Origin of the sequence: Salinivibrio sp. HTSP, assembly GCF_003390965.1 — a bacterium.
Taxonomy (GTDB): Bacteria; Pseudomonadota; Gammaproteobacteria; order Enterobacterales; family Vibrionaceae; genus Salinivibrio; species Salinivibrio kushneri.
In genome coordinates this window covers 58,913-77,365 of sequence record NZ_PXUD01000041.1, presented here as the reverse complement: position 1 = coordinate 77,365, position 18,453 = coordinate 58,913, and the positions used below count along the sequence as shown (strand labels likewise).

Here is an 18,453-nt window from a genome sequence, read left to right as displayed (position 1 = left end):
AACGGCCGCCGCCTCAATGCGGCTCACCAACGATGGCGTATCTGCCGACTACTCGCTTAACCATTGTGAAAACACGCCCAGGGTATCATGCGCGGTTAAGTCTACCTGCAGTGGTGTTATAGAAACGTATTGCGCCGCAATGGCGTGAAAATCGGTTCCTGGTCCTGCATCTTGGGTTTGACCGGGCGCCCCCACCCAGTATATCGGTTTACCCCGTGGATCGCTTTGCTTTATCACATCTTCGGCGTGATGACGGGCGCCAAGGCGTGTCACCTTCCACCCCTCTAGGCTATCGATTGGCACATCGGGCACATTAATATTAATGAGGCGATGACTGGGCGCGGCATGGCGCTGGTTCTTGGCTAAGAATTGTTTCACGACGTGCGCAGCTGTCTCAAAGTGTTGGTGGCCACATAGTGAGACCGCAATAGCCGGCGCGCCCAGGAAAAAGCCCTCTGTCGCCGCGGCCACTGTCCCCGAGTAAAGCACATCATCACCGAGGTTAGCACCATGGTTAATCCCAGTGATCACAAAATCAGGCTCCCAGGGCACCAATTGCCGTAGCGCCAAATGCACCGAGTCTGTGGGGGTCCCCTGAACCGCATAACGCTGCGGTGCGAGTTCGCGCACGCGCAAGGGGTTTTCTAATGTGAGTGAATTTGACGCGCCTGAGCAGTTGCGATCAGGCGCGGCCACCACCACATCTGCAATGGTCGATAACGCCTCGGTCAAGGTTTGGATCCCTTGGGCGTGATAACCGTCGTCGTTACTAATCAATATTCGCATTGTGCTCTCCTTGTGGGGTCGCGACGACTAACTCTCGCATCACCGCGGTGGCAAATGCGCCCGCGGGTAAAAAGAAACGCACGGTTAAGGTGTCAGCATCGTATGTCCAGGTCATCGCTTGCGGCAGTAAACACAGCACACGACGGTCATGACGCATGCGATTATCACGGATCACGCCTAATAGCTCAGGCTCTTTATCGACCACCGCTTGCTCAAAGTCCTGTGCTTGCCCCTCGGTGGGTAACGCATTGTCGCCCGTTAACGGGCCGGTAATGCCAGGCTGATGACGGCCTTCTTGCTCAACCAAGTGGGTTTGCTGTTGTTCATCGAGACATAGATCGCCACTCAGGGTAGAGGCAAAGACGCCCGCTTCTATCCGTGCAGACACCACCTGATTAAACAGCAGCGACCGGGCTGCTGAGAGATAAAAGCTGCGCTTGCTCTTGTCACGGACTTTTATTTCTCCACGCCCCCAGGCGCGCGCCATCTCGACATTATTGCCATCACGACCAAACCGCTGCGCACCAAAGTAATTGGGCACGCCCTGCTTTGCGATAGCCTCTAGCCGCGGCACTAAAGCCTGTGGCGACGCCAGATCACGAATACAGAGCGTGAACTGATTGCCGGTCAGATCGCCAGGACGCAATTTATGCTGATGGCGGGCTGTCCCTTCAATGCTCACAACGCCTGGGTGGTTTTCGACGAACGCCGCTAAGTCCGGATCCGCTTTGCCTGGCAGGTGAACACTGAACCATTGCTCAGTCACGGCGTGACGATCTTTAAGGCCCGCCCAGCTCACTTGTCGCGAGCTAACCCCACAGGCTTTTGCCAGCTCATTGGCCACGTATTTGGTATTTTCACCACACTTTTTAATCCGCACTAAAAAGTGCTCGCCTTGACCTGATGGGGTGAAGCCTAGGGACTCCGAGACAATAAAATCGTCCGGTGACGCTTTTAAAGTGCCTGGCTGTGTTGGTTGGCCATGTAAGTAAGCCAAGGGCGCGAGTAAGTCTGTCATACGGCCTCTTTGTTTAATAGCACCACCGCCTCACAAGCAATGCCCTCTTTGCGTCCGGTAAAGCCCAAACGCTCAGAGGTGGTGGCTTTGACGTTAACCGCATCTACCGTCACACACAAATCACTGGCGATGGCTTCACGCATGGCGTCGATATGTGGGCCCATTTTCGGCGCTTGGGCGATAATAGTGATATCAGCGTTGCCTAATTGATACCCTTTTCGGCGTACTTTGCTGTATACATCGCGAAGAAGCACACGGCTGTCGGCACCTTTCCATTCGTCACTGGTGTCGGGAAAATGTTGACCGATATCGCCCGCCGCTATCGCGCCCAGCAGGGCATCACACAGTGCATGAAGCGCCACATCACCGTCTGAGTGCGCGACCAAACCTTGCGCATAAGGGACACTGACCCCGCCGATAATGACAGGGCCGTCTCCGCCAAATTTGTGTACATCGAACCCATGTCCAATTCGAATCATGATTTGCCTTCTTGTTGTGAAAGGTAAAACTCGGCCAGCCACTTATCCTCGGGATGAGTGACTTTAATGTTACTGGCACTGGCAGGGACCAATACCGGCTTCCCTCCGAGGGCTTCAACGGCAGACGCCTCATCCGTCACTTGTTCACCGGCTTTCGCGAGGGCGTCTATAAGCAAGTGAGTTAAAAACATTTGCGGGGTCAATGCATGCCAAAGCGCCGCTCGCTCAACCGTATGCGCCACCTGTCCTTGCGCGTCTGCACGCTTCATGGTGTCTCTAACCGGCGCGGCGAGCAAAGCGCCATCGGGGTGAGATTGCGCCTGTTTAATCAAGGCATCGATATCGGCATGCGACACGCAAGGGCGTGCGGCATCATGCACCATCACCCATTGCGTATTGACCACGTCGAGTCCAGCTTGCACCGACGCGGCACGCGTTGCTCCACCCAAGACAACACGCACATTTGGACGCTCACTCAAGCGAGTGTCCGCAAAGTAGCGATCGTCCGCACCAATGGCGATGATCACGTCAGCCACGGCAGGGTGAGAGAGCAAACGCTCAACCGTATGCTCAATCAGCATTTTGCCGGCGAGAGGGAGGTATTGTTTCGGGCAGCTAGCTTGCATCCTGCTGCCGACACCTGCGGCAGGGACCACGGCGCTTATTCCGGGTTGTAAAGCGGTGTTGTGCTGCAAAGGGGGTTGTTCGACCACAAGTTATCTTCTTTGGTTGTACCGCCAGCAACGGCTGTCAGTTACTGGGATTTATCGACTAATCGGAAAAAGGTCTCGTCCGGCTTTATCATGCCCAGCTCATTGCGGGCGCGCTCTTCAATCGCTTCTTGCCCACGCTTCAAATCGGCAATTTCTGCGTACATTTGCTGGTTACGCTTAACGAGTTTTTGGTTGGCTTGTTGCTGTACGGCGACATTGGCTTCAATTTGCCAATAGTCTGTCACGCCATTTTTACCCAGCCACAGTTCATACTGCAGCCACACCAGCGTGAGAAACAGTGCAACCGATAGCAGCCTCATACCTGTACTCCTTCCAATATCGGCTCAGGGTATTCACACCCTGATTGACTAACCGCATAGGCTAGCGGATCCGCTGGCTGGTGTCATGGTTTTCCTAAATGAAAAAAGCCGCCCCGTTAAACGGGACGGCTTTTTGGCAAAAAGTGCTTACGTGCCGATTATTGGCCTTTCACTTCTTTTAGACCATTAAATGGTGCTTTTTCACCCAGCGCGTCTTCAATGCGGATGAGCTGGTTGTACTTAGCCACACGATCAGAACGGCTCATCGAACCGGTTTTGATTTGGCCTGCAGCCGTACCAACCGCCAAGTCAGCGATGGTGGCGTCTTCAGTTTCACCTGAACGGTGAGAGATCACGGCTGTGTAGCCTGCGTCTTTCGCCATCTTGATCGCCGCCAGCGTTTCGGTCAGAGAACCGATTTGGTTGAATTTGATCAAGATAGAGTTCGCGACACCTTTGTCGATACCTTCTTTAAGGATCTTGGTGTTGGTTACAAACAGATCATCACCGACGAGCTGGAGTTTGTCACCCAGCAGTTCAGTTTGGTGCTTAAAGCCGTCCCAGTCAGACTCGTCGAGGCCATCTTCGATAGACACGATTGGGTATTCTTCAGCCAGTTTCGCCAAGTAGTGGTTAAACTCTTCTGAAGAGAAGGTTTTACCTTCACCCTTCATGTTGTAGATGCCTTGCTCTTTGTCATAGAACTCAGACGCCGCACAGTCCATCGCGAGGGTGATGTCTTTACCTAGCTCGTAGCCTGCTTGCTCGACCGCTTCTTTAATCGCGGCCAGTGCAGCGGCGTTTGAATCTAGGTTCGGTGCAAAACCACCTTCGTCACCTACGGCTGTACTTAGGCCTTTGGCTTTCAGTACTTTTGCGAGGTTATGGAATACTTCCGCACCGATGCGCAGTGCTTCTTTCAGGGTTTTCGCACCCACAGGCTGGATCATGAACTCTTGGATATCAACGTTGTTATCCGCGTGCTCACCACCGTTAAGGATGTTCATCATTGGCAGAGGCATTGAGAACTGACCGGCTGTGCCGTTGAGTTCAGCAATGTGCTCAAACAAAGGCATGCCTTTCGCCGCCGCGGCTGCTTTCGCGTTAGCCAGAGACACCGCCAAGATAGCGTTGGCACCGAATTTAGACTTGTTATCGGTACCGTCGAGATCGATCATCACTTGGTCGATATCGGCTTGGGCTTTCGCATCTTTGCCTTGTAGGGCTTCGGCGATTGGACCGTTAACCGCTTCAATCGCTTTTAGAACGCCTTTACCCATGAAACGTGACTTGTCACCATCACGCAGTTCTAGCGCTTCGCGAGAACCCGTTGATGCACCTGAAGGTGCTGCCGCCATACCGACGAAGCCACCTTCTAGATGGACTTCTGCTTCAACGGTTGGGTTACCGCGTGAATCAATGATTTCACGGCCTAGAACTTTAACGATCTTAGACATTGTGATTCCTCTCGTCTGTCATTGTTTTTAAAAATAAAAGCGGCTGCCCATTTTCAGGCGACCGCTCGAATCTCGTTTATAGCTCACCGCGCTGTTTTTTGCCTGCCGCCGCAACGAATCCGGCAAACAGTGGGTGGCCATCACGTGGTGTCGACGTGAACTCTGGGTGGAACTGGCACGCAACAAACCAAGGGTGCTCAGGGTTTTCAATGATTTCCACCAGCTTTTTATCCGCAGACAGGCCTGAGATTGACAGCCCCGCTTTTTCTAGCTGCGGACGCAATAAGTTGTTAACTTCATAACGGTGGCGATGACGCTCGTGAATTTGCGTGTTGCCATAAAGCTGATGGGCTTTAGAGCCTTCGGCAAGGTGGCAAAGTTGAGCACCAAGGCGCATGGTCCCGCCAAGATCAGAGGTTTCACTGCGCTCTTCCACTTTCCCTTCTTCATCGACCCACTCAGTGATCAGTCCCACCACCGGGTATTTGCTCTCTTTGTTAAACTCGGTCGAGTTTGCCCCTTCCATCCCCGCGACATTGCGCGCGTATTCAATCAGAGCGACTTGCATACCAAGGCAGATACCCAAGTAAGGCAGTTTGTTTTCACGGGCATATTTTGCTGCCAGGATTTTACCTTCCACACCTCGGTCACCAAATCCACCGGGTACCAAGATAGCATCCAAATCTTGCAGCATTTCTGAGCCGCGTGTTTCAAGATCTTGCGAGTCTACATACTTGATGTTGACGGTGAGACGGTTTTTCAACCCACCGTGTTTCAAGGCTTCGTTGACGGACTTATACGCATCCGGCAGCTCGATGTATTTGCCCACCATACCAATGGTCACTTCGCCCATAGGATTGGCTTCTTCGTAGCTCACTTGCTCCCACTCTGACAGGTCAGCTTCCGCCGCTTCAATGCCAAAACGATTACAAACCAGATCATCCAGGCCTTGAGAGCGAATAAGTGATGGGATTTTGTAGATAGAATCTACGTCTTTCATGGTGATCACGGCTTTTTCTGCCACATTACAGAACAGCGCAATTTTCGCGCGCTCATTAGCCGGGATCGGACGCTCACTACGGCATACCAGCACATCAGGCTGGATACCAATTGAGAGTAGTTCTTTTACCGAATGCTGAGTTGGCTTGGTTTTCACTTCACCTGCTGCCGCCAGATAAGGCACCAGAGTCAGGTGCATAAACATCGCACGCTCGCGGCCAACGTCCACCGTCAGCTGGCGAATCGCTTCCAAAAATGGCAGCGACTCTATATCACCGACGGTACCGCCGATTTCCACAATCGCAATATCGTGACCTTCACCACCGGCGATGATGCGGTCTTTGATTGAATTGGTGATGTGCGGAATCACCTGAATGGTAGCTCCCAGGTAATCTCCACGGCGCTCTTTGCGCAGTACATCCGCATACACACGACCAGAGGTAAAGTTATTACGCTTGGTCATTTTGGTGCGAATAAAGCGCTCATAGTGACCGAGGTCAAGGTCGGTCTCTGCGCCGTCTTCCGTGACGAATACTTCTCCGTGCTGGGTAGGGCTCATTGTCCCTGGATCCACGTTAATATAAGGGTCGAGTTTCATGATGGTGACATTGAGGCCACGCGCTTCAAGAATGGCTGCTAATGAGGCTGCAGCAATACCCTTACCGAGGGAGGATACAACACCGCCCGTAACAAAAATGTAGTTCGTCGTCATGCTAAACCTGAGAGTTGGATTTAGAGGAAATTAATGAAGTTCTGGACGGGATATTATGATACCAGACCCCACTGACTCCCACAATGTGAAAGCTACCACACACCCTGGTGTTTTTAATTGTCACAAATCAATTATGCCAATTACAGGATATTTACTTATTCGCCTTTTTGACGGCCTGCCACGCCGATTCTAGTTCATCTAGCTGACATTGTTGAATATTTTTTTCATTATCACGTAAGTGCTTTTCAACACCACGAAAGCGAGCTTCAAACTTTTGGTTGGCACGGCGCAACGCGTGCTCGGCATCCGTCCCCAGATGGCGCGCCAAATTCACCACCGCGAATAACAAATCCCCGACTTCTTCATCCACACGCGCCTGATCAACAGAGGCTTGCGCCAGTTCTTGCTCAACCTCTGCAATCTCTTCCTGCACTTTATCTATCACAGGGGCCACCGTCGGCCAATCAAAGCCCACTCGTGCACAACGCTTTTGCAATTTGTGCGCTCTTGTTAAAGCGGGTAGTCCTTGAGTCACCCCATCCAGCACACTTTGCGGTTGCATAGAGGCTGCGCTCTCGGCGCGCTCTTTCGCTTTGATACCTTCCCAATCTGGTGCCATTAAAGGCTTTCCCTGCGCATCTTTGGGACCAAAAACATGAGGATGACGACGGATGAGTTTGTCACAAATGCCACGCACCACATCCTCAAAGTCAAATTGGTTTTTTTCCCGCCCCAATTGACTGTAGAACACAATTTGAAAAAGTAAGTCCCCCAGCTCATCTTTTAGGTCTGACCAGTTTTCACGCTCAATCGCATCCGCGACTTCATAGGCTTCTTCTAGCGTATGCGGCACGATGGTGTCAGCAGTCTGCGCCCTATCCCACTCACAGCCGTTGTCTGGATCACGTAAGGTGGTCATGATGGTCAGTAATTGCTCGATGGCTGCCATGAAAGTGTTCCTTCTAAAAAAACGCCCTGTCGAGACAGGGCGAGAAATAATTAGCGAAGACGTTTAGCCTCAACCACGTCTTTCACTTGTTCAAGCCGGTTAACCACGCGGCTCAGGGTGTCGAGATCGGAGATTTCTAAATCAAAATCCATGATAGACATTTGCTTTTTATAATCCACGCGACTTTGCATGCCCGCTACGCGTGCTTTCTCATTGCTCAACACGGTATTGATATCTTTCACCAACCCGGTGCGCTCATTGGCAGATAAGCGGATCCGCACATGGTATTGGCCAATGTGCCCTTTGCCCCAAACCGTGGCAATAATGCGCTCGGGCGCGTGGTGACTCAGTTCGTTGAGTTGCTCACAATCAGCGCGGTGCACAGAAATGCCTCGCCCTTGAGTAACAAAACCTTTGATCTCATCACCCGGTAGTGGCTGACAACAACGCGCCAAGTGAGTCATGAGGTTATCGACCCCTTCAACCACCACTGCATCACGGTGTGCCTTGCCCGTATTCGGCTTTTGCTCACTTTGTTGTAGTTTTTCTAATAGCTGCTGTTCTTCTTCTTCCAAGCTTGGCTTGTTAATCAGGCCATTGATATGGTTAACCACCTGATTAATGCGCAAATCGCCGCTACCTATCCCAGCGTATAATTCATCTAAGGTATTCACGTTAAAGCGTTTTAGCGCCAAGTTTGCATCTTTACTGGTACCGCCAATTTTTTGCAGCTCGGTATCCAAGATCTCTTTACCCGCGGCAATGTTCTTGTCTTTATCTTGTTTGCGGAACCAGGCATTAATTTTGGCACGTGCCCGGCTGGAATTCACAAAGCCGTGGCTGGGATTCAGCCAGTCTCGCGAGGGGTTGGGCTCTTTTTGGGTAATGATCTCTACCTGATCGCCCATTTGAAGGTGATAGGTGAACGGAACAATACGCCCTTCCACTTTGGCACCGATACACCGATGCCCGACCTCGGAGTGAATATGGTAAGCAAAATCCAACGGTGTGGCACCGCTGGGCAAGTCCACCACATCACCGCGAGGAGTAAAGGCATAGACGCGATCGTCAAACACTTGGCTGCGCAATTCATCGAGCATTTCCCCCGAGTCTGACATTTCTTCCTGCCATGCCAACAGTTTACGCAGCCAGGTAATTTTCTCGTCGTACCCACTGCGACCACTGGCCGCCCCTTCTTTGTACTTCCAGTGTGCCGCAACCCCAAGCTCTGCATCATCGTGCATTTGCTTGGTGCGGATTTGAATTTCTACCGGTTTACCTTCCGGCCCTAACACCACGGTATGGATGGATTGATAACCATTCGGTTTCGGATTAGCGACGTAGTCATCAAACTCTTTGGGTAGATGGCGGAATTTGGTGTGCACCGCCCCCAATGCGGCGTAACAGTCTTGTAGCTCTTCAGCGATGATGCGTACCGCACGCACGTCAAACAACTCGTCAAATTGCAGGTTCTTTTTCTGCATTTTGCGCCAAATACTGTAAATGTGTTTAGGGCGGCCATAGACTTGCGCATTAATGTTGGACGCTTCCATCGCCTGCTGCAGATCGTCGACAAAATCAGTGATGTAGTGTTCACGATCAATACGCCTTTCCGCGAGTTGCTTGGCGATTTGTTTGTAGGTTTGCGCATGCTGGTAACGGAATGCGTAGTCTTCCAACTCCCACTTTAACTGGCCAATCCCTAACCGGTTGGCCAAAGGAGCGTAGATGTTCGCACTTTCTTTTGCCGCTTGTTGGCGAACCGATTCCGAGGCATCTTTCACCTCACGCAAGTAACAGATACGCTCCGCCAGTTTTATTACCACGCAGCGAAAATCTTCCACCATCGACAACAGCATACGCCTAACATTGTCGACCTGAGACGAGGTTGCTTCTGTCTCAGTTTGGGTGTTTAAGTGACGGATAGCGGCCGTCTGTTGCACCCCTTCAATCAGGGAAACAATCGACGTCGAATAGGTGTCAGCAAGGGTCTCTAGACTGACGAGCCTGGCTTCCACCACGGGAAAGAACAGGGCAGCCAACAAGGTATCGGCATCCATGCTTAAGGTGACGAGAATTTCGATCATCTCTCGGCCACGCCACAATGGTTGGCTAAGATCTGACTCCTCCTCGCTCAATGCTCGGCAGTATTGGTAAGCATCCACCAGCGCTTGGGTGGTCGATGCGTCTTGCCCTAACCGCTTTACCCAAGTGCTGAGTTCAAACGCTTCGTTTTCATGTAGGTGGGCTTCTCGTACCGCAACCATAACCGTTCCTATCCTTATCTCTCAAACTGACCAGAGAGGCGTATCCGTATCGATCGGCCACAAGGGCCACGCTTATTGATGCCTATTTTTTCTTTACCGGCATAAACAAGGCCATCGACTCCATGTGTCCTGTTTGTGGAAACATATCCAACATACCCAGCTTCACTAACTGATAGCCGTTATCGAGCAGTACACGTGCATCACGTGCCAACGTGGCTGGATTACAAGACACATAAACAATATGTGAAGCATTAGATTGTGCCACAAAGTCTATGACACCAGCAGCCCCTGCGCGTGCCGGATCGAGTAAGATTTTGGTAAAATCCTGTTGCACCCACTCACCCATCAGCTGGTCGCTGTTTAAATCGGCTTGATAAAAAGAGGCGTTATCACACTGGTTGGCCGCTGCGTTATCCGCCGCTTGATTAACCATCGCCTGTACGCCTTCAACGCCAACCACTTGGTTAACATGCTGAGCCATCGGCACACTAAAGTTACCCAAGCCACAAAAAAGATCCAACACGCGATCGTCTTGCTCCAGTGCTAACCACTCGCGTGCCTGCGCCACCATTTGTTGATTGACCCTAGCGTTCACCTGAATAAAGTCACTGGGGGCAAACGCCAATTGGCAACCAGCCACTTGATAGTAGGGGGCAGGCCCCGTCAAACGCTCGGCATCCCTATCACCTTGGTGCAAATACAGTGTGCAATCTTGTGCCTGCGCCCATTCCATTAAGGTATGGTGGTCATCACTGTGTAAAACCTTGGTGGTGCGTAGCGACACCACACGTGTATTATCGGCTTCGATAAGATCCAAATGGCCTAAAATTCGGCGACCACGCAAGCTATCTAAACAGGCGCGTAATCCAGCCAAGATGTGATTTAATGGCTCGCTCAACACCGGGCAATGACTGACATCGATAATGGCGCTGCGCTGACGCGCACGAAAGCCCATTGCCAATGCGCCTTTTTTATCAACTTGTAAGCTGATACGCGCACGGCGGCGATAATGCCACGGCGCATCCTCTATCGGCATTGACAGCGTGATCTCATCACCGGCAAATTTTTGCATTAATTCATTCAGCGCTTGCTGCTTGTGCGCCACCTGCCCTTGATGACTCAAGTGCTGCAGGCTGCAACCGCCACATTGCTGATAGAGCGGGCAACCAGGCTCCACGCGCTGCGCCGCATGGCTATCCAACTTAATAAGCTGACCGCGCGCATATTGGCGCTTTTGCTCGGTCAATTGCACCAAGGCTTGTTCGCCGGGTAAGGTGCCTGGGACAAAGACAGGCTTTTTCTGCCAAAAACCGACACCGTCACCATGATGATCCAGGCGTTTTATCGTCAGTAGTTGATGCTTTTGCTCAACCTTTTTCTTTTTCTCGGGCTTAAAAAAGCGCGCCATGATTTATTCCAGTGTTAAAAGCTTGTCATCAAGCCAGTCAAGAGATCCTGCCAGTGGGAGTTGTGATAGTTCGCTGACTATTTTGTGATTGAATCATGTACACTGGCGGCTAAATGTCGTGATTATTTTCCCATAGTTTATCTAGCATGACCAAATATGGCCTCCGCACCCGTGTCTCCGTTCTGACCATCGCTCCGACCCTCATTGTCGGCTTACTGCTGAGTGCGTTTTTTACCAGCACCCGCTACCAAGACCTCGAGCAACAACTCACTGTCACCGGCTCTGCGATCATTGAGCCGCTGGCGATTGCCAGTGAAGTGGGGTTAAAAAATGATAGTCGTGAAAATGTGCGTCGGTTGATTGGCTTTGCTCACCGCCAACACTCGCAATTTGTGCGCAGTATTGCGGTGTTCGATCGTCGCAATGAGCTGTTTGTCACCTCGAACTATCATCGCGATCTGGCCATGCTTTCGGTTGACAGTGGCCAACCCATCCCCACACAACTGCAGATAAGCCAACAGCAGGATACCTTGATTCTGCGCGCCCCCATTTTGGAGATTGGTCGGTTTACCCCCGGGCTCAATGTTGAGCGCCCGCTGGGCTATATAGCCATGGAGCTGGATTTAAGTTCGGTGCGATTAAAGCAATACCAAGAGATGATCACTGCACTGGTGATGGTTGCTTTAGGCGGGATATTGTCGTGCTTTTTTGCCTATCGCTTAATTGCGGATGTCACCCACCCGATTGGTAACATGGTGACCTTGGTCGATAGAATTCGGCGCGGCCATCTTGATGTCCGGATTGAAGGTGAGCTGCTCGGTGAGTTGGATACCTTGAAAAACGGCATTAATGCGATGGCGATTTCGTTGTCAGAGTACCACTTAGAAATGCAGCAAAGCATTGACCAAGCAACCTGTGATCTGCGCGAAACCCTCGAACAGCTAGAAATTCAAAACGTTGAACTCGATATCGCCAAGAAAAATGCGCAAGAAGCGGCGCGGGTAAAATCCGAATTTTTGGCCAACATGTCTCACGAGCTGCGTACCCCTCTAAACGGGGTGATTGGCTTTACCCGTCAAATGCTCAAAACTGAGCTCAGCAGCAGCCAGCGTGACTACTTGCTCACCATTGAAAAGTCGGCCAACAACCTGCTCACCATCATCAATGACATCCTTGATTTCTCTAAGTTAGAAGCAGGTAAATTGCTGCTGGAAAATATTCCCTTTGATGTTCAGGACATGCTTGATGAAGTGATGCGCCTGCTTGCGCCAATGGCACACGAGAAAGGGTTAGAACTTACCCTACGCACCGATGCGCGCATTCCCACCGGAGCTGTGGGCGATCCACTCCGTATTCAACAAGTACTGATAAACCTGATTGGGAATGCCGCCAAGTTTACTGAACGCGGGAATATTGATGTCAGTGTCGATCTCAAGCAACTTCACGATGAAACTGTCGAATTACAGCTCATGGTGAAAGATACCGGTATTGGCATTTCCGAACGCCAGCAAGCACAGCTTTTCCAAGCCTTTAGGCAGGCGGACGCCAGTATCTCACGCCGCTATGGGGGAACCGGCCTTGGCCTGGTGATCACACAGAAGCTGGTCCAGCAAATGGGCGGCGATATTGGCTTTACCAGTCGTCTACACCAAGGCTCAAGTTTCTGGTTTACCTTGCAGCTCACCCAAACCGATTTGCCAGTGTCACAGCCGCTTGACATTGAACCCTTGGTGGGGCGCGACATCGTGATCGTTGAGCCGAATGCGCGTACCCGCGAGATTTTGCGCAAGCGACTGACGCAAGTGGGGCTGAATGTGGACACCGCATCTGGCACCAATGTGCTGACAGACCGTCATTATCACTTTGCCCTGCTCTGTTTCGACGCGGGAAGCATGCCGGATCTGGATGCGATGCAACAAGCGGTACAGGTCTGCGAGCAGCAAGCACAATCCGTGGTGGTGTGTTTGCCTACCACGGAACTAGAAGCCTCTGAGCATCTCTTAAAAGCCGGGGTAAGCGCTTGTATTGCCAAACCTATTCCACAACGTAAGCTGTTGGAGGCATTAATCGGCTCGCCTGACGCCACGCCGCTTCCTCTGCCCAAACCCAGTGCATCACAAAAAGCGCCTTATACGGTGATGACCGTCGATGATAATCCAGCCAACTTAAAGCTGATCACTGCCTTGCTCGCCGAACGGGTCGAGAAGGTGATCACCGCAGAAGACGGAGTCAAAGCGGTCGCGCTTGCCCACCAGCAAGCGTTTGACATTATTTTGATGGACATCCAGATGCCAGAAATGGACGGTGTCACCGCCAGCCAAGAAATTCGTAAAGCGGGATTCAATCAACAAACACCGATTATTGCCGTCACCGCCCACGCGATGCCCGGAGAGCGTGAGCGACTGCTCGAGGCGGGAATGGATGATTATCTTACCAAGCCGATTGAAGAAGCCATGCTGGAGAGTACCCTCGCACGCTGGCTGCACCTTGATGACGCGGCTTCTCAAGCGCAGAGCGTGCCATCTCCAAGTCCTTCAGCGAGCCAAGACCAAAGTGCACGACACCTAGATTGGCAACGGGCACTGCATCAAGCAGCAGGGAAAACCGACTTGGCCAAAGAAATGCTCGCCATGCTGCTTGCCTCGTTTGAGTCGGTAAACGAGGCGGTTGAGCAAGCATTGGCGGGAGAGTTAGAGACGGATCCGTTATGGCACGCTATTCACAAGCTCCATGGGAGTTGCGCGTATAGCGGTGTCCCGCAGCTAAAAAGCTTATGTCATGAGCTAGAGACTCAATTGAAAGCCGGGGCGGATATTGCCACCATTGAGCCAGAGCTGTTAGAGCTGCAAGATGAAATTGCGCACATTGAACAGTTGGCACCACAATACTTGGATGCCTCACAAAACGACTAAAAGAGGATGGCAGTGGGCCCGGAAAGGCCCACCTCAACACACCCAAAGTCACACCGCGTGAAGTGTCACCTTATAGGCAGTAAGATTATGCGCGCTCTAACACCACATGCGCGATAGCATACGCTTTTTCATCGGATAGCGTCAGCCAGTAATGTGCGATACCACGCGCCTGCGCCAATTCAGCCGCGCGGCCCGAAAAGTGCAATGTCGGCTGGCCCGAAGCCTGATTGGTAATGGTAAAATCGTGAAATGTCACGCCGTCAGCAATACCGGTGCCCAGCGCCTTGGCAGCGGCTTCTTTGGCGGCAAAGCGCTTAGCCAGGAAACGGCCGGGCGCGTGATGGCACGCTAGATTGGCTTGCTCAGGCTCGGTCAAGATCCTGGCGGCAAAACGTGGTTGACGCGCGAGCACTCTCTCAACACGCGCAATCTCAACGATGTCTGTGCCAATCCCTGCTATCGCCATTTATCGACGCGCCGCTTCCATGATCGCTTTCATGTCCGCGACGGCTTTTTGCAAACCATCAAACATGGCACGGCCAATGATGGCGTGACCGATATTCAGTTCATGCATTTCTGGCATCGCCGCAATCGGGGTGACATTATGGTAGGTTAAGCCATGACCGGCATTCACTTTGATCCCCAAATCGACCGCATAACTGGCGGCCGCGGAAATTTTCTTCAGCTCGGCTTGGCGATCATTGTCGGTCGCAGCATCGGCATAATGCCCCGTGTGTAGTTCAATAAACGGCGCTCCACACTGGTGAGCGGCTTCAATTTGCTTACGGTCAGCATCGATAAATAAAGACACTTTAATCCCTGCGTCCGTCAATGTTTGGGTCGCCGCTTTGACTTTATCCAGCTGGCCCGCGACATCGAGGCCACCTTCGGTGGTCAGCTCTTCACGTTTTTCAGGCACCAAACAAACAAATTCTGGCTGGGTCTCCAACGCTATCTCGACCATTTCATCGGTGACCGCCATTTCCAAGTTCATCCGGGTTTGCAAGGTTTCTTTGAGCAAACGAACATCACGATCAGTGATGTGGCGGCGATCTTCACGCAAGTGAACCGTGATCCCGGCCGCGCCTGCACGCTCTGCCAACTCAGCAGCATGAACCGGATCCGGATACGCGGTGCCACGCGCATTGCGCACGGTCGCGATGTGGTCAATGTTCACACCCAAGTAGATTTTATCCATGATTATTTCCTTCTAAACAATTCTCTGCTTTTGAGCGGCTTGGGGCCAAGGTAGGGCTTAAGCGCCATACGCGTAAAACGCTTGGCGGCACGTAGCTGTTCGACCGTCTCAAAGTGACGCATCGCTAATGCACGTAGATCGGCCCCCGTAAATTGTCGGTGTTGGCTTTTCATGATCGATGCCACAAAGCCTTGCTGCTCGCGATATAAGTACGTCATGTTATCGTTAATCGGGTCACCGCTGCCAGCACAATGAAGAAAATCAACCCCATAGCCCAATGCTTCTAACACCGCGAGCTCAAAACAACGCAGGGCTGGCTCGGGATTATTGTAGCGAGCCAGCTGGGTCAGTGCGGTCACATAGTCATGAAATAGCGCGGGATAAGGCGTGTGAGGCTCCAATACACGCATTACCAGCTCGTTGAGGTAGAAGCCGGAATACAGGGCATTGCCTGACAACGGCAGGGCGAGACCTGTGGCTTCGGCACTGCGTAAGGTGCGCAGTTCACCACGTCCGCCCCATTTGAGCAGCAAAGGGGTAAAAGGCTGCAAGGCTCCTCTTATCGCCGAGCGTGGCCGACGTGCTCCTTTGGCAAGCAGAGTAACGCGCCCCTCGTGCTCAGAAAAGATATCCAAAAGCAGACTGGATTCACTGTAAGGGCGTGTATGCAATACAAAGCCGCGTTGAAACCCGTCCACTCAATCCCTCCTCGCATCGCGACTGGAATCCGTCGATCGCTTAGAGATCGTCAATATAGCCGAGGCTACGCAGGGCACGTTCATCGTCGGCCCAACCTGACTTCACTTTAACCCAAAGCTCAAGATACACCTTGCGCTCATACAGCTCTTCCATATCTAAACGCGCTTCACGGCCAATGCGCTTGATCTTCTCACCGCCTTTACCAATGACCATTTTCTTTTGGCCGTTGCGCTCAACCAAGATCAAGCCATTGATATGAAAGCCGTCCGTTTCTGGATTGTAGTCAAAGCGCTCAATTTCGACGGTGACCGAGTAAGGCAGCTCTTCACCGGTAAAGCGCATCAGCTTTTCGCGGATAATTTCGGAGGCCATAAAACGCTGAGAGCGGTCAGTGATATATTCTTCAGGAAAGTAAAACTCACTTTCCGGTAAGGCATCACGTACCTTCTGCTCAACCACATCGATATTGGTGCCGTGTTTCGCCGACACCGGGATCACGTCAACAAACTCCATCTTCTCCGACAAGGTTTGTAGGTGTGGAAAGAGCTCGGTTTTCTCTTTCACATTATCGACTTTATTAACCAATAAGACCGTTGGCAGACCAGAGCGTGCCAACTTGTTGAGCACCATCTCATCGTCTTTGGTCCAATGGGTGCCATCGACCAAAAATAACACCAGTTCAACATCGGTTAACGAGCTATTCGCCGCGCGGTTCATCAAGCGGTTGATCGCGCGCTTTTCTTCGATATGCAGCCCTGGGGTATCCACGTAGACCGCTTGATAATTATCACGGGTATCGACCCCCATGATGCGGTGACGTGTCGTTTGCGGTTTACGCGAAGTGATCGACAGCTTTTGCCCCACTAAGCGGTTTAGTAATGTTGATTTGCCGACGTTCGGCCGGCCTACAATGGCAATAAAGCCACAGCGCTGTGTATCAGTCATTATGTTAACTTCTGTAACGCGAGTTCTGCAGCCGCTTGCTCTGCCTTGCGACGACTGCTGCCTTTTCCAATCACAGAACACTCCAGTCCTGATACTTGGCACTCTACCGTAAACTCTTGGTTGTGTGCCTCACCACGCACTTTCATCACCGTGTAAGACGGCAAGGGTTTGCGTTTACCCTGCAGGTGCTCTTGCAATCGGGTTTTCGGATCCTTTTGACTCGCGCCAGGTTCAATGGTCTCGAGACGGTGTTGATACCAATTTAAAATAATGGCTTGTACCCGGTTGATATCACTGTCCAAAAAGATCGCGCCAATCAAGGCTTCTACGGCGTCAGCGAGAATCGAGTCACGACGAAATCCGCCACTTTTAAGTTCTCCTGGGCCAAGTCGCATCACTTCGCCCAGAGAAAACTCGCGCCCAATCTCTGCCAAGGTGTTCCCCCTGACCAAGGTCGCCCGCATGCGGCTCATGTCGCCTTCGTCCACTTTCGGAAAACGGTGGTAAAGATCCTCGGCAATTACAAAGCTCAAAATCGAGTCGCCTAAAAACTCAAGACGCTCATTATGGGTGCCGTTGGCACTGCGGTGCGTTAACGCCAATTCGAGTAACGCAGCGTTGCTAAATTGGTAGCCGATATCACGCTGCAACTTATCTGTTAGTTTTGTCATCATAGTCCAGAATTAATCAATTCCACCAATACGGTTAAAGCGAATGCCTGTCGGTACCCACGATGGTAGCCAGCTATCACTGGAGCGCTCAAATTCAAAGCTGACCCAAATAGCGACGGCTTTGCCCACGAGATTGCGCTCAGGGACAAAGCCCCAGAAGCGACTATCGGCGCTATTATCGCGGTTATCTCCCATCATAAAGTAGTGTCCTTCTGGCACGACCCAGCGGTTGACGCCAGGGCGTGGCTGGTACGCACTCACGCGGTCACGTTTTTTCGGGTGGACAAGGATCTGGTGAGACTGTTCACCCAGTTGCTCCTGTGCTTGCACCAAGTTAATGCCCGCTTGAACAAACGCGCTTGGCTGGATGTCGTCAATCGGCACCGGCTGGCACTGGGATTCGCCCTTGGGCTGAATACATAGGCGCTTGTCTTCATACACCACGGTATCGCCGGGCAGTCCCACCGCACGCTTAATATAATCAATATTGGGCTGAGGTGGGTATTTGAACACCACGATATCACCACGCTCTGGTTTGCCAGTTTCGACAATTTCAGTGTGGAAGGCAGGATCGCGTAAGCCATAGGCAAACTTTTCCACCAAGATGAAGTCCCCGACCAATAAGGTAGGCATCATCGAACCGGATGGAATTTGGAACGGCTCATAAATAAACGAGCGCAGCACCAGTACCACCGCGATCACTGGAAAAATAGACGCCATATTTTCAACCCAGCTCGGTTGAGGCGCCACTTTAGCGACTTGTTCAGCATCCAGTTCACGCGCTGACACCTTGAGGGTTTCCCCTGCTGTCTGACGACGACGCGGTGCCCAGCGGTATTTATCTAACGCCCAAACAATGCCGGTGACCAAGGTCACCAGCACTAAAATCAAAGAAAACGTATTGGCCATAATGGAGTCCG

Annotated in this window: 17 protein-coding genes; 1 reads left to right on the top strand and 16 read right to left on the bottom strand. The window is 51.9% G+C overall.

What is annotated here, in order from left to right; genetic code table 11:
* Positions 1–48: 48 nt before the first annotated feature.
* The 10 genes from surE to rlmD all read right to left on the bottom strand — a co-directional run bounded on the left by surE (position 49) and on the right by rlmD (position 11,108).
* Complete coding sequence (surE, locus tag C7A19_RS09140) at positions 49–786, bottom strand: 5'/3'-nucleotidase SurE (RefSeq protein ID WP_069363467.1); 738 nt, start codon at positions 784–786, stop codon at positions 49–51.
* The gene (gene truD, locus C7A19_RS09135) at positions 770–1,804 is read right to left on the bottom strand and encodes a tRNA pseudouridine(13) synthase TruD (protein ID WP_116644739.1); all 1,035 of its coding nucleotides are present in this window, start codon (positions 1,802–1,804) and stop codon (positions 770–772) included. Before truD ends, surE begins: the two co-directional genes overlap by 17 nt.
* The gene (gene ispF / locus C7A19_RS09130; RefSeq protein ID WP_069363465.1) at positions 1,801–2,283 is read right to left on the bottom strand and encodes a 2-C-methyl-D-erythritol 2,4-cyclodiphosphate synthase; all 483 of its coding nucleotides are present in this window, start codon (positions 2,281–2,283) and stop codon (positions 1,801–1,803) included. The genes truD and ispF overlap by 4 nt, the downstream gene beginning before the upstream one ends.
* On the bottom strand, positions 2,280–2,948 hold the full coding sequence (gene ispD / locus C7A19_RS09125; RefSeq protein WP_077520998.1) for a 2-C-methyl-D-erythritol 4-phosphate cytidylyltransferase: 669 nt from the start codon (positions 2,946–2,948) through the stop codon (positions 2,280–2,282). The genes ispF and ispD overlap by 4 nt, the downstream gene beginning before the upstream one ends.
* An 89-nt stretch (positions 2,949–3,037) precedes the next feature.
* The gene (ftsB, locus tag C7A19_RS09120) at positions 3,038–3,316 is read right to left on the bottom strand and encodes a cell division protein FtsB (RefSeq protein ID WP_046074097.1); all 279 of its coding nucleotides are present in this window, start codon (positions 3,314–3,316) and stop codon (positions 3,038–3,040) included.
* Between the two features lie 158 nt (positions 3,317–3,474).
* Positions 3,475–4,773: a phosphopyruvate hydratase gene (gene eno, locus C7A19_RS09115; protein WP_069363463.1), complete on the bottom strand. Its 1,299-nt coding sequence runs from the start codon at positions 4,771–4,773 to the stop codon at positions 3,475–3,477.
* 76 nt (positions 4,774–4,849) lie between these two features.
* Positions 4,850–6,484 (bottom strand): CTP synthase, encoded by a 1,635-nt coding sequence (locus C7A19_RS09110; protein ID WP_077649177.1) that lies wholly within the window; start codon positions 6,482–6,484, stop codon positions 4,850–4,852.
* 151 nt (positions 6,485–6,635) lie between these two features.
* A complete protein-coding gene (gene mazG / locus C7A19_RS09105; protein ID WP_116644738.1) occupies positions 6,636–7,433 on the bottom strand; it encodes a nucleoside triphosphate pyrophosphohydrolase in 798 nt (265 codons plus the stop codon).
* Between the two features lie 50 nt (positions 7,434–7,483).
* Positions 7,484–9,700 carry a GTP diphosphokinase gene (gene relA / locus C7A19_RS09100; protein ID WP_116644737.1) on the bottom strand — a complete coding sequence of 739 codons (2,217 nt, stop codon included), beginning with the start codon at positions 9,698–9,700 and terminating at the stop codon, positions 7,484–7,486.
* Between the two features lie 82 nt (positions 9,701–9,782).
* Positions 9,783–11,108, bottom strand: a complete 1,326-nt coding sequence (gene rlmD / locus C7A19_RS09095) for a 23S rRNA (uracil(1939)-C(5))-methyltransferase RlmD (RefSeq protein WP_116644736.1) — start codon at positions 11,106–11,108, stop codon at positions 9,783–9,785.
* A 146-nt stretch (positions 11,109–11,254) separates the two neighbouring features.
* On the opposite strand from rlmD, the gene barA reads away from it, so the two are divergent.
* Positions 11,255–14,020 carry a two-component sensor histidine kinase BarA gene (barA, locus tag C7A19_RS09090; protein ID WP_069363458.1) on the top strand — a complete coding sequence of 922 codons (2,766 nt, stop codon included), beginning with the start codon at positions 11,255–11,257 and terminating at the stop codon, positions 14,018–14,020.
* 85 nt (positions 14,021–14,105) lie between these two features.
* Here barA and acpS read toward each other — a convergent pair whose 3' ends face one another.
* Genes acpS through lepB form a run of 6 tightly spaced genes read right to left on the bottom strand, consistent with a single transcriptional unit; the run spans position 14,106 to position 18,442 of the window.
* Positions 14,106–14,486, bottom strand: coding sequence for a holo-ACP synthase (gene acpS, locus C7A19_RS09085; protein ID WP_116644735.1), 381 nt, complete (start codon positions 14,484–14,486; stop codon positions 14,106–14,108).
* The gene (pdxJ, locus tag C7A19_RS09080; protein WP_069363456.1) at positions 14,487–15,218 is read right to left on the bottom strand and encodes a pyridoxine 5'-phosphate synthase; all 732 of its coding nucleotides are present in this window, start codon (positions 15,216–15,218) and stop codon (positions 14,487–14,489) included.
* A 2-nt stretch (positions 15,219–15,220) separates the two neighbouring features.
* On the bottom strand, positions 15,221–15,916 hold the full coding sequence (recO, locus tag C7A19_RS09075; protein WP_069363455.1) for a DNA repair protein RecO: 696 nt from the start codon (positions 15,914–15,916) through the stop codon (positions 15,221–15,223).
* 40 nt (positions 15,917–15,956) lie between these two features.
* Complete coding sequence (gene era, locus C7A19_RS09070) at positions 15,957–16,862, bottom strand: GTPase Era (RefSeq protein WP_077458824.1); 906 nt, start codon at positions 16,860–16,862, stop codon at positions 15,957–15,959.
* Complete coding sequence (rnc, locus tag C7A19_RS09065) at positions 16,862–17,533, bottom strand: ribonuclease III (protein WP_069363572.1); 672 nt, start codon at positions 17,531–17,533, stop codon at positions 16,862–16,864. Before rnc ends, era begins: the two co-directional genes overlap by 1 nt.
* 12 nt (positions 17,534–17,545) lie before the next feature.
* The gene (lepB, locus tag C7A19_RS09060) at positions 17,546–18,442 is read right to left on the bottom strand and encodes a signal peptidase I (protein WP_069363453.1); all 897 of its coding nucleotides are present in this window, start codon (positions 18,440–18,442) and stop codon (positions 17,546–17,548) included.
* Positions 18,443–18,453 lie beyond the last annotated feature (11 nt).